18 protein-coding genes are annotated in these 19997 nt (G+C 65.1%); 7 read left to right on the forward strand and 11 right to left on the reverse strand.

What is annotated here, in order from left to right; translation table 11 throughout:
- Both APH30_RS17725 and APH30_RS17730 read right to left on the reverse strand, forming a co-directional pair.
- On the reverse strand, positions 1-906 hold a 906-nt coding region (locus APH30_RS17725; RefSeq protein WP_054913299.1), incomplete at its 3' end, for a cobalt-precorrin-5B (C(1))-methyltransferase.
- Entirely contained in the window at positions 899-2110 is a 1212-nt protein-coding gene (locus APH30_RS17730; RefSeq protein WP_054913300.1) for a bifunctional cobalt-precorrin-7 (C(5))-methyltransferase/cobalt-precorrin-6B (C(15))-methyltransferase, read from the reverse strand. The genes APH30_RS17730 and APH30_RS17725, both read right to left, overlap by 8 nt.
- Before the next feature lie 143 nt (positions 2111-2253).
- On the opposite strand from APH30_RS17730, the gene cobG reads away from it, so the two are divergent.
- The 7 genes from cobG (at position 2254) to APH30_RS17765 (ending at position 8761) form a co-directional block, all read left to right on the forward strand.
- Complete coding sequence (cobG, locus tag APH30_RS17735; protein ID WP_082416200.1) at positions 2254-3585, forward strand: precorrin-3B synthase; 1332 nt, start codon at positions 2254-2256, stop codon at positions 3583-3585.
- Complete coding sequence (locus tag APH30_RS17740) at positions 3578-4204, forward strand: precorrin-8X methylmutase (RefSeq protein ID WP_009683269.1); 627 nt, start codon at positions 3578-3580, stop codon at positions 4202-4204. Before cobG ends, APH30_RS17740 begins: the two co-directional genes overlap by 8 nt.
- Positions 4201-4935: a precorrin-2 C(20)-methyltransferase gene (locus tag APH30_RS17745; protein WP_033690487.1), complete on the forward strand. Its 735-nt coding sequence runs from the start codon at positions 4201-4203 to the stop codon at positions 4933-4935. The genes APH30_RS17740 and APH30_RS17745 overlap by 4 nt, the downstream gene beginning before the upstream one ends.
- Positions 4923-6620 (forward strand): precorrin-3B C(17)-methyltransferase, encoded by a 1698-nt coding sequence (cobJ, locus tag APH30_RS17750; RefSeq protein ID WP_054913302.1) that lies wholly within the window; start codon positions 4923-4925, stop codon positions 6618-6620. Before APH30_RS17745 ends, cobJ begins: the two co-directional genes overlap by 13 nt.
- A gap of 92 nt (positions 6621-6712) precedes the next feature.
- The gene (locus APH30_RS17755) at positions 6713-7390 is read left to right on the forward strand and encodes a hypothetical protein (protein WP_054913303.1); all 678 of its coding nucleotides are present in this window, start codon (positions 6713-6715) and stop codon (positions 7388-7390) included.
- 61 nt (positions 7391-7451) lie between these two features.
- Positions 7452-8141, forward strand: coding sequence for a hypothetical protein (locus APH30_RS17760; protein ID WP_082416201.1), 690 nt, complete (start codon positions 7452-7454; stop codon positions 8139-8141).
- On the forward strand, positions 8138-8761 hold the full coding sequence (locus tag APH30_RS17765) for a hypothetical protein (protein WP_054913304.1): 624 nt from the start codon (positions 8138-8140) through the stop codon (positions 8759-8761). The genes APH30_RS17760 and APH30_RS17765 overlap by 4 nt, the downstream gene beginning before the upstream one ends.
- Here the strand turns inward: APH30_RS17765 and APH30_RS17770 are convergent.
- The 9 genes from APH30_RS17770 to APH30_RS17810 all read right to left on the reverse strand — a co-directional run.
- Positions 8758-9354, reverse strand: coding sequence for a MarC family protein (locus tag APH30_RS17770; RefSeq protein ID WP_009683262.1), 597 nt, complete (start codon positions 9352-9354; stop codon positions 8758-8760). The two genes, APH30_RS17765 and APH30_RS17770, sit on opposite strands and share 4 nt — an antisense overlap.
- A 65-nt stretch (positions 9355-9419) precedes the next feature.
- On the reverse strand, positions 9420-12191 hold the full coding sequence (locus APH30_RS17775) for a hybrid sensor histidine kinase/response regulator (protein WP_054904928.1): 2772 nt from the start codon (positions 12189-12191) through the stop codon (positions 9420-9422).
- A gap of 135 nt (positions 12192-12326) precedes the next feature.
- Entirely contained in the window at positions 12327-13622 is a 1296-nt protein-coding gene (purD, locus tag APH30_RS17780) for a phosphoribosylamine--glycine ligase (RefSeq protein ID WP_054913305.1), read from the reverse strand.
- 189 nt (positions 13623-13811) lie between these two features.
- Entirely contained in the window at positions 13812-15419 is a 1608-nt protein-coding gene (purH, locus tag APH30_RS17785) for a bifunctional phosphoribosylaminoimidazolecarboxamide formyltransferase/IMP cyclohydrolase (RefSeq protein ID WP_009683258.1), read from the reverse strand.
- An 81-nt stretch (positions 15420-15500) separates the two neighbouring features.
- Entirely contained in the window at positions 15501-15821 is a 321-nt protein-coding gene (gene fis / locus APH30_RS17790) for a DNA-binding transcriptional regulator Fis (RefSeq protein ID WP_003249693.1), read from the reverse strand.
- The gene (dusB, locus tag APH30_RS17795; protein WP_054913306.1) at positions 15818-16831 is read right to left on the reverse strand and encodes a tRNA dihydrouridine synthase DusB; all 1014 of its coding nucleotides are present in this window, start codon (positions 16829-16831) and stop codon (positions 15818-15820) included. The genes fis and dusB overlap by 4 nt, the downstream gene beginning before the upstream one ends.
- Before the next feature lie 202 nt (positions 16832-17033).
- Entirely contained in the window at positions 17034-18404 is a 1371-nt protein-coding gene (locus tag APH30_RS17800; RefSeq protein WP_054913307.1) for a DUF3426 domain-containing protein, read from the reverse strand.
- Between the two features lie 42 nt (positions 18405-18446).
- Positions 18447-19325, reverse strand: coding sequence for a 50S ribosomal protein L11 methyltransferase (gene prmA, locus APH30_RS17805; RefSeq protein WP_047150017.1), 879 nt, complete (start codon positions 19323-19325; stop codon positions 18447-18449).
- Between the two features lie 327 nt (positions 19326-19652).
- Positions 19653-19997, reverse strand: a 345-nt coding sequence (locus APH30_RS17810; protein ID WP_054913308.1) for a MaoC family dehydratase, incomplete at its 5' end; no start/stop codon positions are given.

Consider the following 19997-nt stretch of genomic DNA (forward strand, 5'->3'; position numbering starts at 1 on the left):
GGCTTGCAGGGCTGTGTCAGCACCGATCGCCGCTGCCCAGCCGGCCAGCTGCGGCAGGTCGATGCTGGAATGGCGGCTGTGCAGGTCCATGTGCCCGGCAGCCAGCTTGCTGATCTTGCCAAAGCCGCCGCACAAGGTCAGGCGCGGCACCGGCACCTTGCGCAGGTGCTTGAGCACCGCGCCGACGAAGTCGCCCATTTCGATCAGGGCGATTTCCGGCAGGCCGTAGACACGGCGCATGGTGTCTTCACTGGCGTTGCCGGTGCAGGCGGCGATGTGGGTGTAGCCGTTGGTGTGAGCCACGTCGATGCCCTGGTGGATCGACGCTATATAGGCAGCGCAGGAGAATGGCCGCACGATACCGCTGGTGCCGAGGATCGACAGGCCGCCGAGGATGCCCAGGCGCGGATTCATGGTCTTCAGCGCCAGCTGTTCACCGCCCTGCACGTTGACCGTGACCTCGAAGCCGCCAGGGTAGCCACACTCATCGGCCAGGCGCTGCAGGTGCTCGCTGATCATGCGTCGGGGCACCGGGTTGATGGCAGGTTCACCGACCGCCAGCACCAGCCCCGGGCGGGTCACGGTGCCGACGCCGCTGCCAGCGACAAAACGCACGCCCGGTTCGCCCAGCAGGCGCACCCGGGTGTACAGCAGCGCACCATGAGTCACGTCGGGATCATCGCCGGCATCCTTGACGGTCCCGGCTTCGGCGCATTCGCCCACCAGGCGACAGAATTCCAGGCGCATTTGCACCACCTTGCCTTTGGGCAGGGTGATAGCCACGGCGTCGTCACGCTGCCCGGTGAGCAACAGCTTGGCTGCCGCCAGGCTGGTGGCGGTGGCGCAACTGCCGGTGGTCAGGCCGCTGCGCAGTGGGGCGGGCTGTTCGCGGGTTTCTTCACGCATCGACGGGTTTCTGCACTTCCAGCAGGGTGATCGGCAGCGCCTGGCGCCAGGTGTCGAACGCGCCCAGTGGCTGGGCATGGGCGACATGCACGCGGGTCAGTTCGCCGCCGTGCTGTTGGCGAAAATGCGCCAAGGCCAGTTCGCTTTGCAGGGTCACCGCATTGGCCACCAGGCGCCCGCCAGGGCGCAGGCTGGCCCAGCACAGGTCGAGCACCCCTTCGCGGGTGACGCCGCCGCCGATGAAAATGGCATCGGGCGGCTCCAGCCCATGCAACGCTGCCGGCGCCTTGCCGCGAACCAGCTGCAGGCCGGGAACACCCAGCGCATCGCGGTTATGTTCGATGAAGCCCTGGCGGCCTTCGTCGGCCTCGATGGCCAGGGCGCGGCAGGCCGGGTGGGCGCGCATCCATTCGATACCGATCGAGCCGCAGCCAGCACCCACGTCCCACAGCAGCTCGCCTGGCTGCGGTGCCAGGCGCGCCAGGGTCATGGCGCGGACATCGCGCTTGGTCAGTTGGCCGTCGTGGCGAAAGGCGCTGTCGGGCAGCCCGGCCAGGCGATGGTGACGGGGGGCGTGGGGCGTGGCCTGGCAGTCGATGGCCACCAGGTTGAGTGCAGCGATATCGGTGTGCGGCCAGTCCTGGGCAGTGCCGACCAGCATGCGTTCGGCTTCGCCACCGAGGTGCTCGAACACCTGCAGGCGGCTGAGCCCGAAGCCACGTTCGCAGAGCAGTGCAGCGATGGCCGCCGGGCTGTCGCCATCGTTGCTCAGCACCAGCAGGCGCAGGCCGCTGTACAGGTGGGCGTTGAGGGCAGCCAGCGGCCGCGCCACCAGTGACACCACGTGCAGGTCCTGCAGTGGCCAGCCCAGGCGGGCCGCTGCCAGGGCGCAGGAGGAGGGCATCGACAGCACGCGCATTTCGGCCGCGGGCACCAGGCGCGCCAGGCTGGCCCCGACGCCGTAGAACATGGGGTCGCCGCTGGCCAGCACGCACACCGGCTCGCCACGCAGGGCCAGTACCGGGTTCAGCGAGAATGGGCTGGGCCAGGGCAGTTGTTCAGCGCGCGTGCAGTGCGGCAGCAGGGCCAGCTGGCGGGGGCTGCCGACGATCTTCGTGGCGCCCAGCAGGGCGCGCCGGGCTTGTTTGCCCAAGCCAGGGAAGCCGTCTTCGCCGATGCCTACTACTGTCAGCCAGGGTGTCATTCATACCTCTTAAAGATTCTGGGGCGCACAGCGCCCCAGAATTTCTGCTCAAACCCGAATGATGCTCGACCACCGGCTTTTCATGCCGCCGGCCAAAGCAGGCATAATACCGCGCCTTCTACACTCAAGCGCACTTTCACAGATTGCCGGATACTCCATTGACCCAGGCCGATGCCCCCGCTGTTACCCCACGTCCCTCGGCTTGCCCGGGGTTGTGGCGCATCGTCAGTGCCCGCGATGGCGGTATCTGCCGGATCAAACTACCGGGTGGCCTGCTGCTGGCCGACCAGGCCGATGCGGTAGCGGCCGCTGCCGAGCGTTTCGCCGGCGGCGTGATCGAGGCCACCAACCGCGGCAACCTGCAGATCCGCGGCATCGGCAATGCACACCACGCCCTGGTCGAGACCTTGCTCGCGGCAGGCCTGGGCCCGCGCGATGCGGCAGGCGACGATGTGCGCAACCTGATGCTCAGCCCGCTGGCCGGGCATGATCCGGCCATGCTGCTGGATGCACGGCCCCTGGCCGGGCAGATTCTCGACCTGCTCGAAAGCACCCCGCGCTTCCACCAGTTGTCAGCCAAGTTCGCCGTGCAGCTTGATGCCGGCGAAGTCCTGGCCATGCTCGAACACCCTCACGACCTGTGGTTGTCGGCCTTGCGCCTGGGCCAGCAAACCTGGCTGGCTTTCGGCCTGGCGGGTTGCCCGGCAGATGGCCAAGTGCTGGGTGCGGTGCCGCTGGCCGATGGCCTGGCCTTGGTGCGTGCCGTGCTCGACCGTTTCCTCGACCTGGCCAGCCCCGTGCATTCGCGCATGCGCCAGCTGCTGGAAGCCTGCCCGGCCGGCGAGTTTGTCGAAGGCCTGCCTCTGGATATCCGCCGCGACGCTGCCGTGCTCGGCTGGCGCCGGCACCAGCCTGCTCCCGTGTGGTTGGGCAAGCTGCCTCAGGCCCGCGGCCTGGCCCTTGGCGTTGCCCCGGCGCAGGGCCGCCTGACCCCGGCCATGCTGCGCGGCGTCGGCCAGGTCTGCCGTGAGCTGGGCGACGGCAGCCTGCGCCTTAGCCCATGGCAAAGCCTGGTGCTGACCAACCTGCCGGCGCAGCACATCGAGCAGGCCCAGGCCGGGTTGTCTGCCCTGGGCCTGCTTTGCCACGTCGATGAGCCGCTGGCGCGTATCAGCGCCTGCACCGGCAGCAGCGGCTGCGCCAAGGCCCTGGGCGAGACCAAGGGCGATGCCGTGGCCCTGGCCGCGCTGCTCGGCCCTGGCGCCCCGGGCAGCGTGCACTTGTCTGGCTGCCCCCGTTCCTGCGCCGTGGCCCATGTTGCCCCGGCCACCCTGTTGGCCCGTTCACCGGGCCGTTATGACCTGTACCTGCGTGACGCGTGCCAGCCAGGCTTTGGCGCCCTGCGCGGCACCGACCTTACCTTGAATGAAGCAGGCGCCATGCTCGACCTGCCGACGGAGCACCTTGATGATTGACTACATCCGCGATGGTCAGGAGATCTATCGCAATTCCTTCCGGATCATCCGCGAGGAAGCCCGGCTCGAGCGGATCCCCGCAGACCTCGAAAAGCTCGCCGTGCGGGTGATCCACGCCTGTGGCATGGTCGAAGCCATCGATGGCCTGCAGTTCTCTGCAGGCGCTGGCCATGCCGGGCGCGAAGCGCTGCGCAACGGCGCACCGATCCTGTGCGATGCGCACATGGTCGCCGAGGGCATCACCCGGGCCCGCCTGCCAGCCGACAACCAGGTCATCTGCACCCTGCGTGACCCCAGCGTGCCTGGCCTGGCCAAAGAGGCCGGCAACACCCGCTCGGCCGTGGCCCTGGAGTTGTGGCGCCCGCACCTGGAGGGCAGCGTGGTGGTCATCGGCAATGCCCCCACCGCCCTGTTCTACCTGCTGGAAATGCTCGACGCCGGCGCGCCCAAGCCGGCGCTGATCCTCGGCTTCCCGGTTGGCTTCGTCGGTGCTGCCGAGTCCAAGGCGATGCTCGCTGCCGACAGCCGCGGCGTGCCGTTCGTGATCATGCAAGGCCGCCTGGGCGGCAGCGCAATGGCCGCTGCCGCGGTCAACGCCCTGGCCACGGAGGTGGAATGATGGCGCCGCGTGGACGACTGCTGGGCCTGGGCGTAGGCCCCGGCGACCCCGAGCTGATCACCGTCAAGGCCCTGCGCCTGCTGCGCGAGGCCCCGGTGGTCGGCTACTTCGTGGCCAAGGGCAAGCGTGGCAATGCCTTCGGCATCATCGAGGCGCACCTGCAGCCTGCCCAGACCCTGCTGCCGCTGGTCTACCCGGTGACCACCGAAGCCCTGCCGGCGCCTTTGTCCTATGAACAGGTCATCAGCGACTTCTACGACGAAGCCAGCGTGCAAGTGGCCGAGCACCTGGATGCCGGTCGGGACGTGGCGGTGATCTGCGAAGGCGACCCGTTTTTCTACGGCTCGTACATGTACCTGCACGACCGCCTGGCACAGCGTTATGAGGCCGAGGTGATTCCTGGGGTGTGCTCCATGCTGGGGGGCGCTTCGGTGCTGGGCGCGCCCTTGGTGTACCGCAACCAGAGTTTGTCCGTGCTGTCGGGGGTGTTGCCGGCCGATGAGCTGAAGCGCCGCCTGGCCGACGCCGATGCGGCGGTGATCATGAAGCTCGGCCGCAACTTCCCCAAGGTCCGCGACGTGCTGGCCGAGCTTGGCCTGGACGGGCGCGCGCTGTACGTGGAACGGGCGACCATGGCCAACCAGAAAATCGTGCCCCTGGACCAGGTCGACCCACTGTCGTCGCCGTACTTTTCGCTGATCATCGTGCCGGGGGAAAAATGGCAGGGCTGACCATGAACCCGGCACCGGCCATCGTCATTCTCGGGCCGGGCAGCCTGTTGACGGCACAGCGCATCCAGCAGTGTTATCCACAGGCTTTGATCCATGGCCTGCAGGGCCGCGTAGAGGGCGCCGACTGCTACTACAGTGCCTTTGGCGACACCCTGCGGGCGCTGTACCAGCAAGCCACCCCGATCATTGCGCTGTGCGCAGCCGGTATCGTCATTCGCAGCCTGGCGCCCCTGCTCAGCGAGAAGGGCAGCGAACCGCCGGTGCTGGCCGTGGCTGAAGATGGCAGTGCGGTGGTGCCATTGCTCGGTGGCCTGGGCGGGGTGAACGTGATGGCGCGGGAAATCGGCGCGGCGCTGGGTGTTGCCGCCGCCATCACGACCAGCGGCGAACTGCGTTTCGGCACCTGCCTGCTGAACCCGCCGCAAGGCTATGCCCTGGCCGATGTCGAGCAAGGCAAGCGCTTTGTTTCCGACCTGCTGGCTGGCGAGTCGGTGCGGGTCGAGGGGCATGCGCCCTGGTTGCAGCAGGCGCAATTGCCCGCCAGAGAGGTGGCCCGGCGCACCATTCATGTGGGGCACCTGGCGCGCCCGGCCAGCCGCGACGAGTTGCTGATCCACCCGCGCTCGGTGGTCGTGGGGGTTGCAAGCGGCGCGCTGCACACTATCCGTGCTGCCTTGCAGCAGGCCGGCATCGCCGAGCCAGCTGTGGCCTGTGTGTTGGCGGGCGAGCACGCCATGGCCGACACCACCCTGCACGAAGCGGCGCAGGCTTTGGGGGTTGCCCTGCGCTTCGCGGCCCAGCCAGGCGATGTTGCCAGCATGCTGGCGACGGCATTGCCCGGTGCCCAACTGATCGGGCAGGGCGACGTGGTCATCGCGGTGGCACCCGCCCCGGTCGAGGTGGAGCGGCTGGGCCGCCGCCGCGGCCGTTTGGCCGTTATCGGCCTGGGGCCGGGCGCTGCCGAGCTGATGGTGCCAGCGGTCAAGGCGGAATTGGCCCGGGCGCAGGACGTGCTTGGCTATGAAACCTATGTGCGCATGGCCGGGCCGTTCCGTAGCGACCAGGTGCTGCACTGCACCGACAACCGCGAAGAGATGCAACGCGCCAGGCATGCCTTCGAGCTGGCGGCCCAAGGCCGTTCGGTGGTGGTGGTATCGTCGGGCGACCCGGGGGTGTTCGCCATGGCGGCGGCAGTGCTCGAAGCGCTGCACGCGTCGACCGACCCGGCGTGGCACCGGGTCGACCTTGAGATCCTGCCGGGGGTATCCGCCTCGCTGGCGACCGCTGCCCAGGCAGGTGCACCGCTGGGCCATGACTTCTGCGTGATGTCGCTGTCGGACAACCTCAAACCCTGGTCGATCATCGAGAAGCGCCTGGACCTGGCCGCCCAGGCTGACCTGGTATTGGCATTCTACAACCCGATTTCCCGCTCGAGGCCGCATCAGCTCGGCGTGGCGCTCGAGGTGGTTCGCCGGCACCGTGCTGGCAACACGCCTGTAGTCCTGGGGCGTGATATCGGTAGGCCGGGGCAGACGCTCAAGGTAGTCACATTAGCCGAGCTGCTGCCAGAAATGGTCGACATGCGCACCATGGTGCTGGTGGGCTCCTCCACAACCTGCGTGTTTCCTCGCCTCACGGGTGGGGTGTGGGCCTACACACCACGTTGGTACCCTTCGGCCAGCTAGCTGCCGCGGAAACCCTTCAGCGCGCTGTCTTGCGAGCGCGCTGGCTAAGGTGGCTGCCCCTGATTCAGGGGTAACCACCAAGGAGTTTCCCGATGTCTGAAACACAAGCCACTACCCGCGACGCCGCCGTCCTGGTCGAAGGCAACCTGCTTGCCTGTGGCGCGGGTATGTCCGTGCAAAGCCGCCATGACTGCAAGAATGCATACCACTTTGCCACCTTGGTGGCGGACAAAGCCTTCGATGCCGAAAAGCAGAGCAGGGAGTGGTATGACAAGCTCATCGATGTGATGCGTGACCTGGGCTTCACCATCCCCAAGCGCAGCTTCGAGCAGGAAACATCGGCCGAGCTGTCGGTCACCGTCGGCGCCATTGCTGTACGTGCTATTGCCGTTGCCGGCAACGCAATGTTGGGCGGCACCCAACTGGGCAGCCTGGCCAAAAAGGCCTTCGACAAGATGGCGACCGTCGAGAGCGACGCCAAAGTGCTCGACCACAAGCGCAAGAACAAGACCCGGGGCATGGTCGGCCTGGCTGCGTGCATCGAGACCGAGCAAGGTGATGTGGTCATGGTGATCAGTTGCATCCAGGCGTCTGCCCCGCAGTTGGACGACGACGTGCTGGGCATCCAGTGGAAGCTGAACAAGAGCCGCTACTACGCCGGTACGGCGGTGCTCACCCTCAACAACTTCGTCTACGACAAAGTGCGCGAAACCGTGGAAAACAAACTGGGCGTGCGCAGCGTCGAGAACGTTCTGCAGTACGACATCTGATTGCCTGGCGGCATTTCGCCGATGCCGCCTTTTCGACTCTCCTTGAAATGAGGCAACACACATGGATAAAGCATCCGAGCAACTGATGCTGATCGGTGGCACGGCGTTGGTTTACCCGCAGAGGGCGGGCGAAATACTGCGCCAGGCCGCTTTCGACTCGATACTGTACGCCCAGCTGGTGGCCAACAAGCACGCCGGGTCGCGTTTCGAGCAGTATGACGCCTGGTACGCGGCCAACCGCGAGGCATTTCGCCAATTGGGCTGGATCAAGCTGGCCAGCACCCACGACCTCAAACAGCTGGGGCAACCCGTTCGCAGCACCCAGCCCCAGCCGCTGGAAGCCTGGTTGAAAATGCGCGCGATCAGCCCCGAAGCCCTGCTGAGCACGGTAAGGGCAGGCCTGCGCCGCTCTGCCCAGGGTGTTGACCATTTGCTGACGTTCAGCGCCCAGGAGCAGGGCCAGCGGTCCAGACTGGTCGTGGAGGTGGGGCTGCTGAAGGCCGGGCCGACCCTCGATCTTTGCAGCATCACGCTGCAGGTCGACGAGCGTATTTCTGCCGTGCCCTTGAATGTGCTGCTGAGCGAGCAGGTACTCAGGGGCGAAGCCAAATTCGATGGTATTTCCCTGGCACTGGATAACGGGCGCTTCGAGCACCAGCGCACTGCACTGCAGGCGCTGATGGAGGACAGGAATGCCCAGGGTGACTACCGCTTCGACCCTTATGCGCCAGTAGTGGGGGCAACACCATGACGAACGTTGCCCCTGCGGTAATCGGTGCCGGTATCGTGTCGTTCTTGCCAGGAATGGACGCAGCCCAGGCGAGCAAGGTGAAGCTGGCCCTGGCGATGGCCGAGCGGGCCACGCAAACAGCCTACAGGGAGGGCTTGATCGAGAACTGGTTCGACTACTACCGCAACCAGCTCAAGTTCATGGGCTGGGACTCGGTGTCTCCCGAGCAGGCGCATTGTCCCGACCCGCGCCGTGCCAAACAGACCGATCAGGTTCTGGAAACCATCGCTGACAAGGCGGGGGAGCGCTATGCAACGGCAACCGGGCTCTCTATCCGGAAACTGTTGAGGCAGCCCTCGGTGCTGCGTGAGTTGGAACGGTGTGCATACGAGCGCCAGCATTTCCAGCTACTGCCATGCGCGCCCGCCGGTGCCGGCCGGGTCGACATGGTGCTTTACCATGAGGTCGACAGCCACGCGGCATTCAAGGCCGGCTTTCTCAGCCACAAGCGTAGCCACCGGGTGGTGCGGGCGGAACTGGTGCGGTTCAATGTGCTGGCGTTCGAGAACAGCTTCTTGGGCAAAGTGCAGGAGCGGGTGGTGCAAGCCTCGTTGAACCGTATTCTCGAATACGGCCTTTAAGGTGCCAGGTAGCCCTTGATGCCGGTGAAGATGATCTGTGCAGCTAGAGCGCAGACGAACAGGCCCATCAGCCGGCTGACGATCTGCAAGCCCTGGTCACCGAGTAGGCGCTCGATGCGGTGCGACAGGTACAGCACCACACCCACGGTGAAGCTGGCCAAGGCAATGCCGATGATTGCCAGCAACTTGTCGCCCCAGTGCGGTTGGCTGACGCCCATTACCAGCAGGGCGCCGATGGTGCCGGGCCCGACGGTCAACGGGATGGTCAGCGGCACGATGGTGACGTCCTGTTGCACGTTGTCGGCCTGCACCGCGGACTTGCCTTGGGCCATGCCCAGCGCAGAAATGAACAGCACACTGCCCGCGCCGATCCGGAAGGCGTCGGCGGTGATGCCGAAAATACCGAAGATCGCCCGGCCGAACAGGTACAGCAGCACGCTGGCGATGAGCGCGGCAAAGGCTACCTTCCACGCCAGTTGCTTGCGTTCTTTGCTGGAGTGGCCACGGGTCAGGCTGATGAAGCACGACAGCACGAAGAACGGGCTGTAGAGCACGAGCATTTTCAGGTAGACGCTGAACAACTCATGGAGCATGAGCGCGGGTCCTTGGCAAAGTCGGTTGGCGTGGGGTGGGGCTGTGGTGGGCCTGCGCCGGCAGGTCAGGAAATGTGCGCCGGGTCGGTCGCGGCTTCGCGCTGGCTGGCCCAGTACTGAATCAGTTCGCGCAGTTGCGACAACTCCACCGGCTTGGCCATGTGCCCGTCCATGCCGGCCAGCCGCGCGCGTTCCTTGTGCTCGGCAAGAATATGCGCCGTCAGCGCCACCACCGGGGTGCGCTGGCGCTTGTTGGCGGCTTCCCAGGCGCGCAGCTGCCGGGTGGCCGAGAAACCGTCCAGCACAGGCATTTCACAGTCCATCAAGACCAGGTCGTAATGCCTTTCTTTCATGGCCTGCAGGGCTTCCTCACCATTGCTGGCGGTGTCTGGTTGCAGGTTCAGCTTGCCGAGCATGCCGCGTATCACCTTGGTCGAAATGCTGTTGTCCTCGGCCACCAGTACGCGGAAATCTGCTGGCAAGTCCAATGCCTGCGGGACCCCAGGCGGGCTGGCGGGTAGCGCCTGCTCGCGGCCGCGCTGGGCCAGCTCCTCGGCCAGGGTGGTTTTCAGGGTATAACCGGCCACCGGCTTGGCGAGTATCCGTTTGACCCCGGCGTTACGCGCGATGACTTTGCTGGGCGCGTTGCTGATACCGGTGAGCATGACCACCAGAATGTCGTGGTTCAGGCTGGGGTCTTCCTTGATTTTGGCGGCCAACTGCATGCCGGTCATGCCGGGCATGTTCTGGTCCAGCAGCACGGCGTCGAAGTAGTCGCGCAGGTGCGCCTTGGTGCGCAACAGGGCCAGGGCCTCCTTGCCTGACGGCACCGCGCTGACATTCATGCCCCAGGCACTGCACTGCTGCACCAGCACTTTGCGGCAAGTATCGTTGTCGTCCACTACCAGCACCCGGGCATCGCGCAGCGGGCCTTCGAGGTCGGCCAAGGGCTGTTCCAGGCGCGAAGGGTCCAGCGGCAGGGTCAGCCAGAGGGTATTGCCCATGCCGGTGCTGCTCTTGATGCCGAATTCACCTTGCATCAGGCCGATCAGTTGCTTGGCGATGACCAGCCCCAGGTGGCCGCCCAGCTTGCTGCTGGAGAGGAAGTGGTGGCTGTGCAGTTCGGCCTGCAGCAGGGCCTCGCGGTCTGCGGCCGGCAGCGGCTCGCCACTGTCCTGCACGGCAATGCGCAGGCGTGGCACCTCACCACGCTGATCCAGGGCCACCACCAGCAGGATCTCGCCCTGGTCGGTGTTTTTCAGTGCGTTTTCCAGCAGGCTGGACAACGCCTGGCGCAGCCGCGTGGGGTCACCGCTGATGACCCGCGGCACCTGCGGCTGGGTAAAGCTGATCAGCTCGATGTTCTGCTGTTCGGCCTTGGCGCGGAATATGTTCAGGCAGTCCTCGATCAGCGCGTTGAGGTCGAACTGCACATCATCCAGCTCGATCTGCCGGGACTCGAGCTTGGAAATGTCGAGTATCTCGTTGATCAGGGTCAGCAGTTCGTTGCCCGCGCTGTGGATGGTCTGCACGTAGTCGCGCTGCTTGACCGACAACGGCGTGCCCAGCAACAGCTCGGTCATGCCCAGCACCCCGTTCATCGGGGTGCGGATTTCGTGGCTGATCTTGGCCAGGAACTCGGCTTTGGCGTTGATTTCGGCATCGCTGGCAGCCAGTGCCCGGCTGACGCTGAAGCGCTCTTCACTCATGCGCCGCAGGCGCTCGCTGACCGCCAGGTTGAGCAGCAGGCCGCTGGCCACGGCCAGGCCCAGCAAAATGCTCAGTAGCCATGGCGTGGAAGTGCGGGTAAAGCCGAGCAGGGCCGGCAACAGCACCAGGCCACCCAGGTTGAACAGCACCATTGCCAGGCAGAACAGCCGGGCGGGGGCATAGCCCTTGTACCACTGGTAGCTGCTGACCAGCAGCATGCTCACGGTGCCCAGCGCCATCAGGGCGTAGGTCATCAGGTTGAGGGGCAGGGTATCGACGAACAGCAGCACCAGGCCGCTGAGCCCGACCAGCAGCATTTCACCTTGCAGCAAACGGTTCAGCCGGGGCGAATTGCACGGCGAGAAGAAGTGCTGGGTGAAATACAGCCCGGCCAGCCCCGCCAGTACCAGGGTCAGGTAGGCCGCAGGCGTCTGTGCGCTGTGCCAGACATGCCACCACGGGCCGCTGAGGTTCAGCAAGATGAGGCCGCTGAGCAGCATCAGGCCGTGATACAGCGCCAGCACCAGGGAAGTGCTAGAGCGGCTGTAGAGGAAGCGGATCAGGTTGTGCAGGATCAGCATCACCAAACCGCCGAACAGCATGCCGAACAGCAGCGGCTGGCGCTGGTCGGCGGCGGCCTGGGCGGCGGGTTCCAGGCTGATGGCCGGGCGCAGCTGGTGTTCGGACACCAGGCGCAGGTAGATGTCCACCGGTTGCTTGCTGTTGGGCAGGGGGAGTACATGGTCGCTGCCGCGCAGGGTGGGGCTGGCATTGCCGGCCTGGCGCCCGTGGTGCAGCTGACGCAGAAGTTGGTCGCCTTCGAGGGCGTAGAGGTCCAGGCCAGACAGGTCCGGGGCGAAAACCCGCAGCAACTGTTCCTGGTCGCCCGGCTCCAGGCGGTAATGCAGCCACAGGGCTTGTTCTGCCGGTGCGGCATCCAGTTCGGCAAGGATCAGTGGGCTGAACTGGTTACGGTAGCGCTCGGAACGCACGTCGCTCAGTTGCAGGTTGGCCTGTTCATCGAGCAGCACCGACCAGCCCCCGCCATGATCGGCCGCAGCCGGGAACATGCAGAGCAAGGTCAGCAAGCTGACGATAAGAGCTGAGGCAATCCGAAGCCGACGCACTACGAAATCCCTTCTTGGCCGATGTGCCGGGTATCAACTATGCGCGGCGCACCAAGCCGAAGGCAAGGCCCATGGCGGGCCTTGTCGACGAGCCGGGCGCCGGGTGCACAGGGCACCGCGGCGTGCCGGTAGTGGTTACTGCTGGTGTTCACCGCGCTCACGGGCAATGGCCCGGTAGCCGATGTCGGTGCGGTAGAAGCTGCCGTTCCAGCTGACTTCCTTGGCCAGGCGGTAAGCCTGCTGCTGCGCGTCGGCAACGGTGCTGCCCATGGCGGTGGCACACAGCACGCGGCCGCCGTTGGTGACCACCTGGCCATCCTTGAGCGACGTACCGGCATGGAACACCTTGCCTTCGATCTGCGCTGCAGCGTCCAGGCCGTTGATCACGTCGCCCTTGGCGTAGTCGCCCGGGTAACCGCCAGCGGCCAGTACCACGCCCAGGCTCGGGCGTGGGTCCCACTGGGCTTCGACCTTGTCCAGCGCCTTGGCGAAGGCCGCTTCTACCAGCAGCACCAGGCTCGACTCCAGGCGCAGCATGACTGGCTGGGTTTCCGGGTCACCGAAGCGGCAGTTGAATTCGATGACCTTGGGGTTGCCCGCCTTGTCGATCATCAGGCCGGCATACAGGAAGCCGGTGTAGACGTTGCCTTCCTCTGCCATGCCGCGCACGGTGGGCCAGATCACCTGGTCCATCACGCGCTGGTGCACGTCGGCGGTAACCACCGGGGCAGGGGAGTAGGCACCCATGCCGCCGGTGTTGGGGCCCGTGTCCTGGTCACCGACGCGTTTGTGGTCCTGGCTGGTTGCCATTGGCAGTACGTTGTGGCCATCGACCATGACGATGAAGCTGGCTTCTTCGCCGTCGAGGAACTCCTCGATCACCACACGCGAACCGGCGTCACCGAAGGCGTTGCCAGCCAGCATGTCACGCACGGCGGCTTCGGCTTCTTCCAGGGTCATGGCGACGATCACGCCTTTGCCCGCGGCCAGGCCGTCGGCCTTGATCACGATCGGCGCGCCTTTTTCCTGCAGGTAGGCCAGCGCCGGCTCGATCTCGGTGAAGTTCTGGTAGTCGGCGGTCGGGATCTTGTGGCGTGCCAGGAAGTCCTTGGTGAAGGCCTTGGAGCCTTCCAGCTGGGCCGCGCCCTTGGTTGGGCCGAAGCAGTCCAGGCCGCGGCTGCGGAACAGGTCGACCACACCGATGACCAGCGGCGCTTCCGGGCCGACGATGGTCAGGTCGACGTTCTTCTCGGCGAAGTCGGCCAGTTGCTCCAGGGCGCACACATCGATGGCGACGTTTTCGCACTTGGCTTCGATGGCGGTGCCGGCGTTGCCTGGGGCAACGAAGACTTTTTCTACGCGTGGGTCCTGCGCGACTTTCCAGGCCAGGGCGTGCTCACGGCCGCCGCTGCCGATGATCAAAACTTTCATGTCAAAACCTCGAATTCTGTCTGGCCGATCCCGTTTCTGGTGTGGGAGCGGCCTTGTGTCGCGATAAGGGCCGCAAAGCGGCCCCGGCAAATTCTGCTGCGAAGCTGAAAATCTGGGGGCGCTACGCACCCCTTTCGCGACGCAAGGCCGCTCCCACAAACAAGGCCGAGGATCGGCCGGCCATCTTGATTAGTGGCGGAAGTGACGCATACCGGTGAATACCATCGCGATGCCCGCTTCGTCAGCCGCGGCGATGACTTCTGCATCACGCATCGAACCACCCGGCTGGATCACGGCGCTGATACCCACTTTGGCGGCATTGTCGATGCCGTCACGGAACGGGAAGAACGCATCCGAGGCCATGACCGCGCCCTGTACCTGCAGGCCGGCATGCTCGGCCTTGATGGCGGCGATGCGGGCAGAGTTGACGCGGCTCATCTGGCCAGCGCCCACACCGATGGTCTGGCGCTGCTTGGCGTAGACAATGGCGTTGGACTTGACGAACTTGGCCACTTTCCAGGCGAATACCAGGTCGTGGATTTCCTGCTCGGTTGGCGCACGTTTGGTAACGATCTTCAGGTCATCGGCAGTGATCATGCCGATATCACGGCTTTGCACCAGCAGGCCGCCGTTGACACGCTTGAAGTCCCAGCCGGCAGCGCGCTCGGCTGGCCACTCGCCGCATTCCAGCAGGCGCACGTTCTGCTTGGCAGCCACTACGTCGCGCGCCGCCTGGGAAATTTTCGGGGCGATGATCACTTCGACGAACTGGCGCTCGACGATGGCCTTGGCGGTTTCGCCGTCCAGTTCACGGTTGAAGGCGATGATGCCGCCGAATGCCGACTCGGTGTCGGTGGCATAGGCCAGGTCGTAGGCCTTGCGGATGCCGCCTTCGTCTTCCGGCACCACGGCTACGCCACACGGGTTGGCGTGCTTGACGATGACGCAGGCCGGCTTGACGAAGCTCTTCACGCACTCCAGCGCGGCGTCGGTGTCGGCCACGTTGTTGAACGACAGTTCCTTGCCTTGCAGCTGCACGGCGGTGGAGATGCTGGCTTCGCCCTTCTTGGCTTCTACGTAGAACGCCGCGCTCTGGTGCGGGTTCTCGCCGTAGCGCATTTCCTGGGCCTTGACGAACTGGCTGTTGAAGGTGCGCGGGAATTCGCTGCGTGCCGCCGTGGACAGGGTCTGCTGGGCCTGGTCGATGGTGCCCATGTAGTTGGCGATCATGCCATCGTAGGCGGCGGTGTGCTCGAACGCCTTGAGCATCAGGTCGAAGCGCTGGGCGTAGGTCAGGCCGCCGGCCTTGAGGCCTTCGACGATGCCGGCGTAGTCGCTGGCGTTGACCACGATGGCCACGTCCTTGTGGTTCTTGGCTGCCGAACGGACCATGGTCGGGCCGCCGATGTCGATGTTCTCGATGGCGGTCGGCAGGTCACAGCCAGGCTTGGAAATGGTGGCTTCGAACGGGTACAGGTTGACTGCAACCAGATCGATCGGCTTGATGCCGTGCTCGCTCATGATGGCGTCGTCGGTACCGCGACGACCGAGGATGCCGCCGTGGATTTTCGGGTGCAGGGTCTTGACCCGGCCGTCCATCATTTCGGCAAAGCCGGTGTAGTCAGCCACTTCCACCGCGTCAACGCCGTTGTCCTTGAGCAGCTTGTAGGTGCCGCCGGTGGACAGGATCTCGACACCGAGCTGTTGCAGCTCACGGGCGAATTCGAGGATACCGGTCTTGTCGGAGACGCTGATCAGGGCGCGGCGGACTGGCAGGCGGGTAGTCTGGTCGGTCATTTCGGGTTCCAATAACGCGGTGGAGTCAGCAAAAAAGGCGCCTCTGTTCAGGGAGCCGCCTTTTCTGGTTGGGATTCTGTGTTACAGCAAATCGTACTGCTTGAGCTTCTTGCGCAGCGTGCCTCGGTTCAGCCCGAGCATCTCGCTGGCCTTGGTCTGGTTGCCCTTCACGTAGTTCATGACGCTTTCGAGCAGGGGGGCCTCCACTTCGGAGAGCACCAGGTTGTAGACGTCCGTGACGGTCGCGCCTTCCAGATGGGCGAAGTAATTGTGCAGCGCCTTCTCGACGCTGTCGCGAAGGGTCTGGCCCTCTTCGCTCGGCGTGTTCAGGTGCTGTTTCAGGTTGGCGTTGTCGCTCACGGGCGTTGTTCCACTCACAAAATTCTCGGTCATCATCGTCATGCGGCCACCCCTTGTCCGTCCTCTGTCTCAAGGCTCTGTCGACGCTCGCTGAAAAACGCGCGAACGTTGGCGCACTGCGCTTGTGTGTCTTCCAAAGCGTTGAACCGGGAGCGAAACTCCTTGCCGCCGGGTCGTGTTGCCAGGTACCAGCCAACGTGCTTGCGGGCGATACGTACGCCCATCACATCGCCATAGAAGGCATGCAGCGCGGCCAGGTGTTGCAGCAGAATGTGTTCCACTTCGTCCAGCTGCGGCGCCGGCAGGTGTTCGCCGGTGCGCAGGTAATGCTCGATCTCGCGAAAGATCCATGGCCGCCCCTGGGCAGCCCGGCCAATCAGCAGGCCATCGACTCCGGTGGCATCCAGCACCGCCCGGGCCTTTTCGGGCGACGTGATGTCGCCGTTGGCAAAAACCGGGATCGACACCGCCTGCTTGATGGCAGCGATGGTGTCGTATTCGGCTTCGCCGGTGTACAGGTCGGCGCGTGTGCGGCCATGTACCGCCAGCGCCTGGATGCCGGCCTGCTCGGCGATTTTCGCCACGTTCAGGCCGTTTTTGTTCGCCCGGTCCCAACCGGTGCGGATCTTCAGGGTCACCGGAACGTCCACGGCGCCGACCACGGCGTGGAGAATTTCGTGGACCAAGACTTCATCCTTCAATAAAGCAGAGCCTGCAGCTTTGTTGCAGACTTTTTTTGCCGGGCAGCCCATGTTGATATCGATGATCTGGGCGCCTGCCTCGACATTGGCCCGTGCTGCCGCTGCCATCATCTGCGCATCACCGCCGGCGATCTGCACCGAGCGCGGCTCGGGATCACCCTCATGGATGCGGCGCAGGCTCGACTTGCGGCTGTTCCACAGGTTCATGTCGCTGCTGACCATTTCCGACACGACCATGCCTGCGCCCAAGCGCTGGCAAAGTGTACGGAAAGGCTGGTCCGTGACCCCGGCCATGGGCGCGAGGATCAGGTTGTTGCGTAGCGTGTATTGGCCGATGCGTACCGCCGACATAGGTGATCCCTGTTGTGGGGCCGAATCTTGGAGTTCGAAAAAGGGTTGGCATGATACCCGCTCTCGGTGACCGGATAAAGATGGAACTGGATAAAATCTGAACAACCGGGGCTGGCGACAAGCGGCAAGTTGCAAGCCACAAGACAAGCAAGCCGACAGCCGGCCTGCTTCGTCTTGTAGCTTGAAGCTTGAAGCTTGTCGCTTATTCCGGCGAGCGGAAGCTCAGGCTGTAATTGACCGCCTTCGGGCCGGGGTCGAGGATGTCCAGGGCTATGTGGATCGGCGTCTGGCTGGGCATTTCGCCACGCCCCGCCAACTCACCCGACAGGTATTCGCTGGGCTTGAAGCGGCGGCTGGCGATCAACTGGCCATTGAGGTCGGCGAAGCGCAGCTCGAGCAACGGGAATGGCTGGGCAAATGGCGCACGGTTGTAGATGATCGCATCAACGATGAGCGCGCCTTTGAAATCCGGGTGGCTGCGTACCACCAGGTTGCTGCTCTTGATCCGGCCAATGTCGACACGGGTGGGCACCTGGCAGCCGACCAGCGGGCACAGCTGCAGGAACATGGGCCGGTACTGGTCCTGGCGGGCCATTTCGTCGAAGTGGAACCACACGTACTGGAAGGCCAGCAGGCCGGCGGCCAGCAAAGACAGCACGCCCCACAGGATCCGCTTGCCCCAGTTGGGCGCAGGCTTTTCCCAGCCCAGTTGCAGGGGGTCGTCGACCACGTCGACCAGCGGCTCCTTGCGCGGTGCGCGCTCGGGCTTGCCGGCAAGGCCGGGTTCCAGGCGCTCACCGGGCAGCGGTGCGCCAAGCTCGTCGTCCCGCGCCGACAGCTGCAGTGGCAGCGGTTCATCGTCGCGCGCGCTCAGGCCTTTTTCCGGGATGTCGTCATCGTCGGCGTGGAGCGGTTCGCCGAGTGTTTCAGGCTCACCGGTTTCGCCAGTGCGCTGCACGGGCGGCTGGTCGTCGAAGTCCAGGTCGAAATTGCTGCCCAGTACCGGCTCGGTGCGCTCGCCAGGGGCAGGCTGGAGGTCTGGCGCCTGTGGCTCCGGCGTCAGCAGCACTGGCGCAGGCTGTGCCTGCAGTGGCGGCTCGAGGGGGTCATCGGTTGCCGTGCCGAACAGGTCGTCCACAGGCTCGTCGGCATGCCCCTCATCGCGCCGCGCTTGCAACCCGTCATCCTGCCGGGCGGCGCGTGACTGCGCCGGCCCCCCACGCCGCTCAAGGCGCTCCAGCTCTTTGTCGAGGTCAAGGGCATCGAGCGCCTCGGCGGTGACGGCCCAGTCCTCCCCTGGCGCAGGGGTGGGCGCACTGTTGGCCGCCTCGGGCGGAGCAGGCGTTGCCGCCTCGGCGTCGGGCAGCGCTGGCGCCGCCGGGGCAGCAGGCGCCGCCGCCGGTGCTGGCGCGGCGCTGGCAGCGCGGTTCTGCTCCAGCAACTGCTTGGCGGCGTTGAACACCTGCAGGCATTGGCCGCACCGCACCACGCCGCGCGCTACGCTCAGCTGGTGGTGGGTGACGCGAAAGCTGGTCTGGCAATGCGGGCACTGGGTGACGAAACTGTCGGTCATGCGGCAATCCGGGAGCTGTGCAGAAAAGTATTCTAGGCCCGCTTAGCGGCGCCGACCACTGATGCGCACCCAGCCGTCTCGCACGACGATCGGGTCCAGGTCGAAGTCGGCGGCATAGGCTGCGGCCACTTCCTCGCCCTGCTCGGCAAGGATGCCCGACAGTGCCAGCAGGCCACCTGGGCGAACCAGCCCGGACAGCTGCGGGGCCAGCGACACCAGCGGGCCGGCAAGGATGTTGGCGACCAGCACGTCGGCCTGCATCGCCGGCATGTGCTCTGGCAGGTACAGGGCCAGTTTCTCGTCGGCGATGCCATTGCGCTGGGCGTTGTCGCGGGAAGCCTCGATGGCTTGCACGTCGATGTCGGTACCCACCGCCTCACGGGCGCCGAGCAGCAGGGCGGCGATGGCCAGAATGCCCGAGCCACAACCGAAGTCCAGCACTTGGGTGCCTTCGAGCTGCTGGCCATCGAGCCATTCCAGGCACAGGGCGGTGGTGGGGTGGGTGCCGGTGCCGAAGGCCAGGCCCGGGTCGAGCAGCAGGTTGACCGCGTCTTTCTCGGGGGCGTCATGCCAGCTGGGCACGATCCACAGGCGGCGGCCAAAGCGCATGGGCTGGAAGTTGTCCATCCAGCTGCGTTCCCAGTCCTGGTCCTCGATCACTTCGGCCTGGTGCTCGGGCAGTTCGGCGCCGGTCAGCAGGCGCAGGTGGGCGAACACCTGCTCAGCGTCGGTATCGGCTTCGAACAAGGCCAGCAGGTGGGTGTGCGACCACAGCGGGGTGGTATTGAGGTCGGGTTCGAAGATCGGCTGGTCTTCGGCATCCATGAACGTGACAGAAACGGCGCCTACTTCAAGCAGGGCGTCTTCGTAGGTTTCGGCTTGTTCCGGGCTGATGGCCAGGCGTACTTGCAGCCAGGGCATGGCGGGCACCTTTGGTAAATCGACAGGGGCAGCCCTAGGCTGCGCGAAGGCTGGCAGTTTACGCGAGTGCGCAGGGTTTGTAGAGAAGGCCTGGCACCGGCCTTGTGGGGGCAACTGTCTTGTATTGCCTGGGCGGGCCTCATCGCCGGCAAGCCAGCTCCTACAGGTACTGCAAGGCTCGAGGCTGATGCGGCCGAGGTAGGAGCGGCCTTGTGTCGCGATAGGGCTGCGCAGCAGCCCCAGGATCTCAGCGTCTTGCAACAATTGCCGGGGCCGCGCTGCGGCCCAATCGCGGCACAAGGCCGCTCCCACAGCGGGCGTGGTGCATCAGACAAAGCAGAGCGAAAGCGACTCAGCAATATAAGCAGGCTTCTCTTCACCCTCGATTTCCAGCGTGGCAATCGCCTTGAGCAGCCACTGCCCCGGTCTTTTTTCGGTCACCTCGGCCAGGTCCACTTTCAGCCGCACCTGGCTGTTCACCTTGACCGGCTGGATGAAACGCACGCTGTCCAGCCCGTAGTTCACCACCATCTTCATGCCTTGCGGCAGCACCAGGATGTCTTCGATCAGCTTGGGGATCAGTGAAAGGGTCAGAAAGCCATGGGCAATCGTGCTGCCAAACGGGGTTTGCGCGGCCTTTTCCGGGTCGACATGGATGAACTGGAAATCGCC

This window comes from Pseudomonas sp. NBRC 111127 (assembly GCF_001320345.1).
GTDB classification, from domain to species: domain Bacteria; phylum Pseudomonadota; class Gammaproteobacteria; order Pseudomonadales; family Pseudomonadaceae; genus Aquipseudomonas; species Aquipseudomonas juntendi.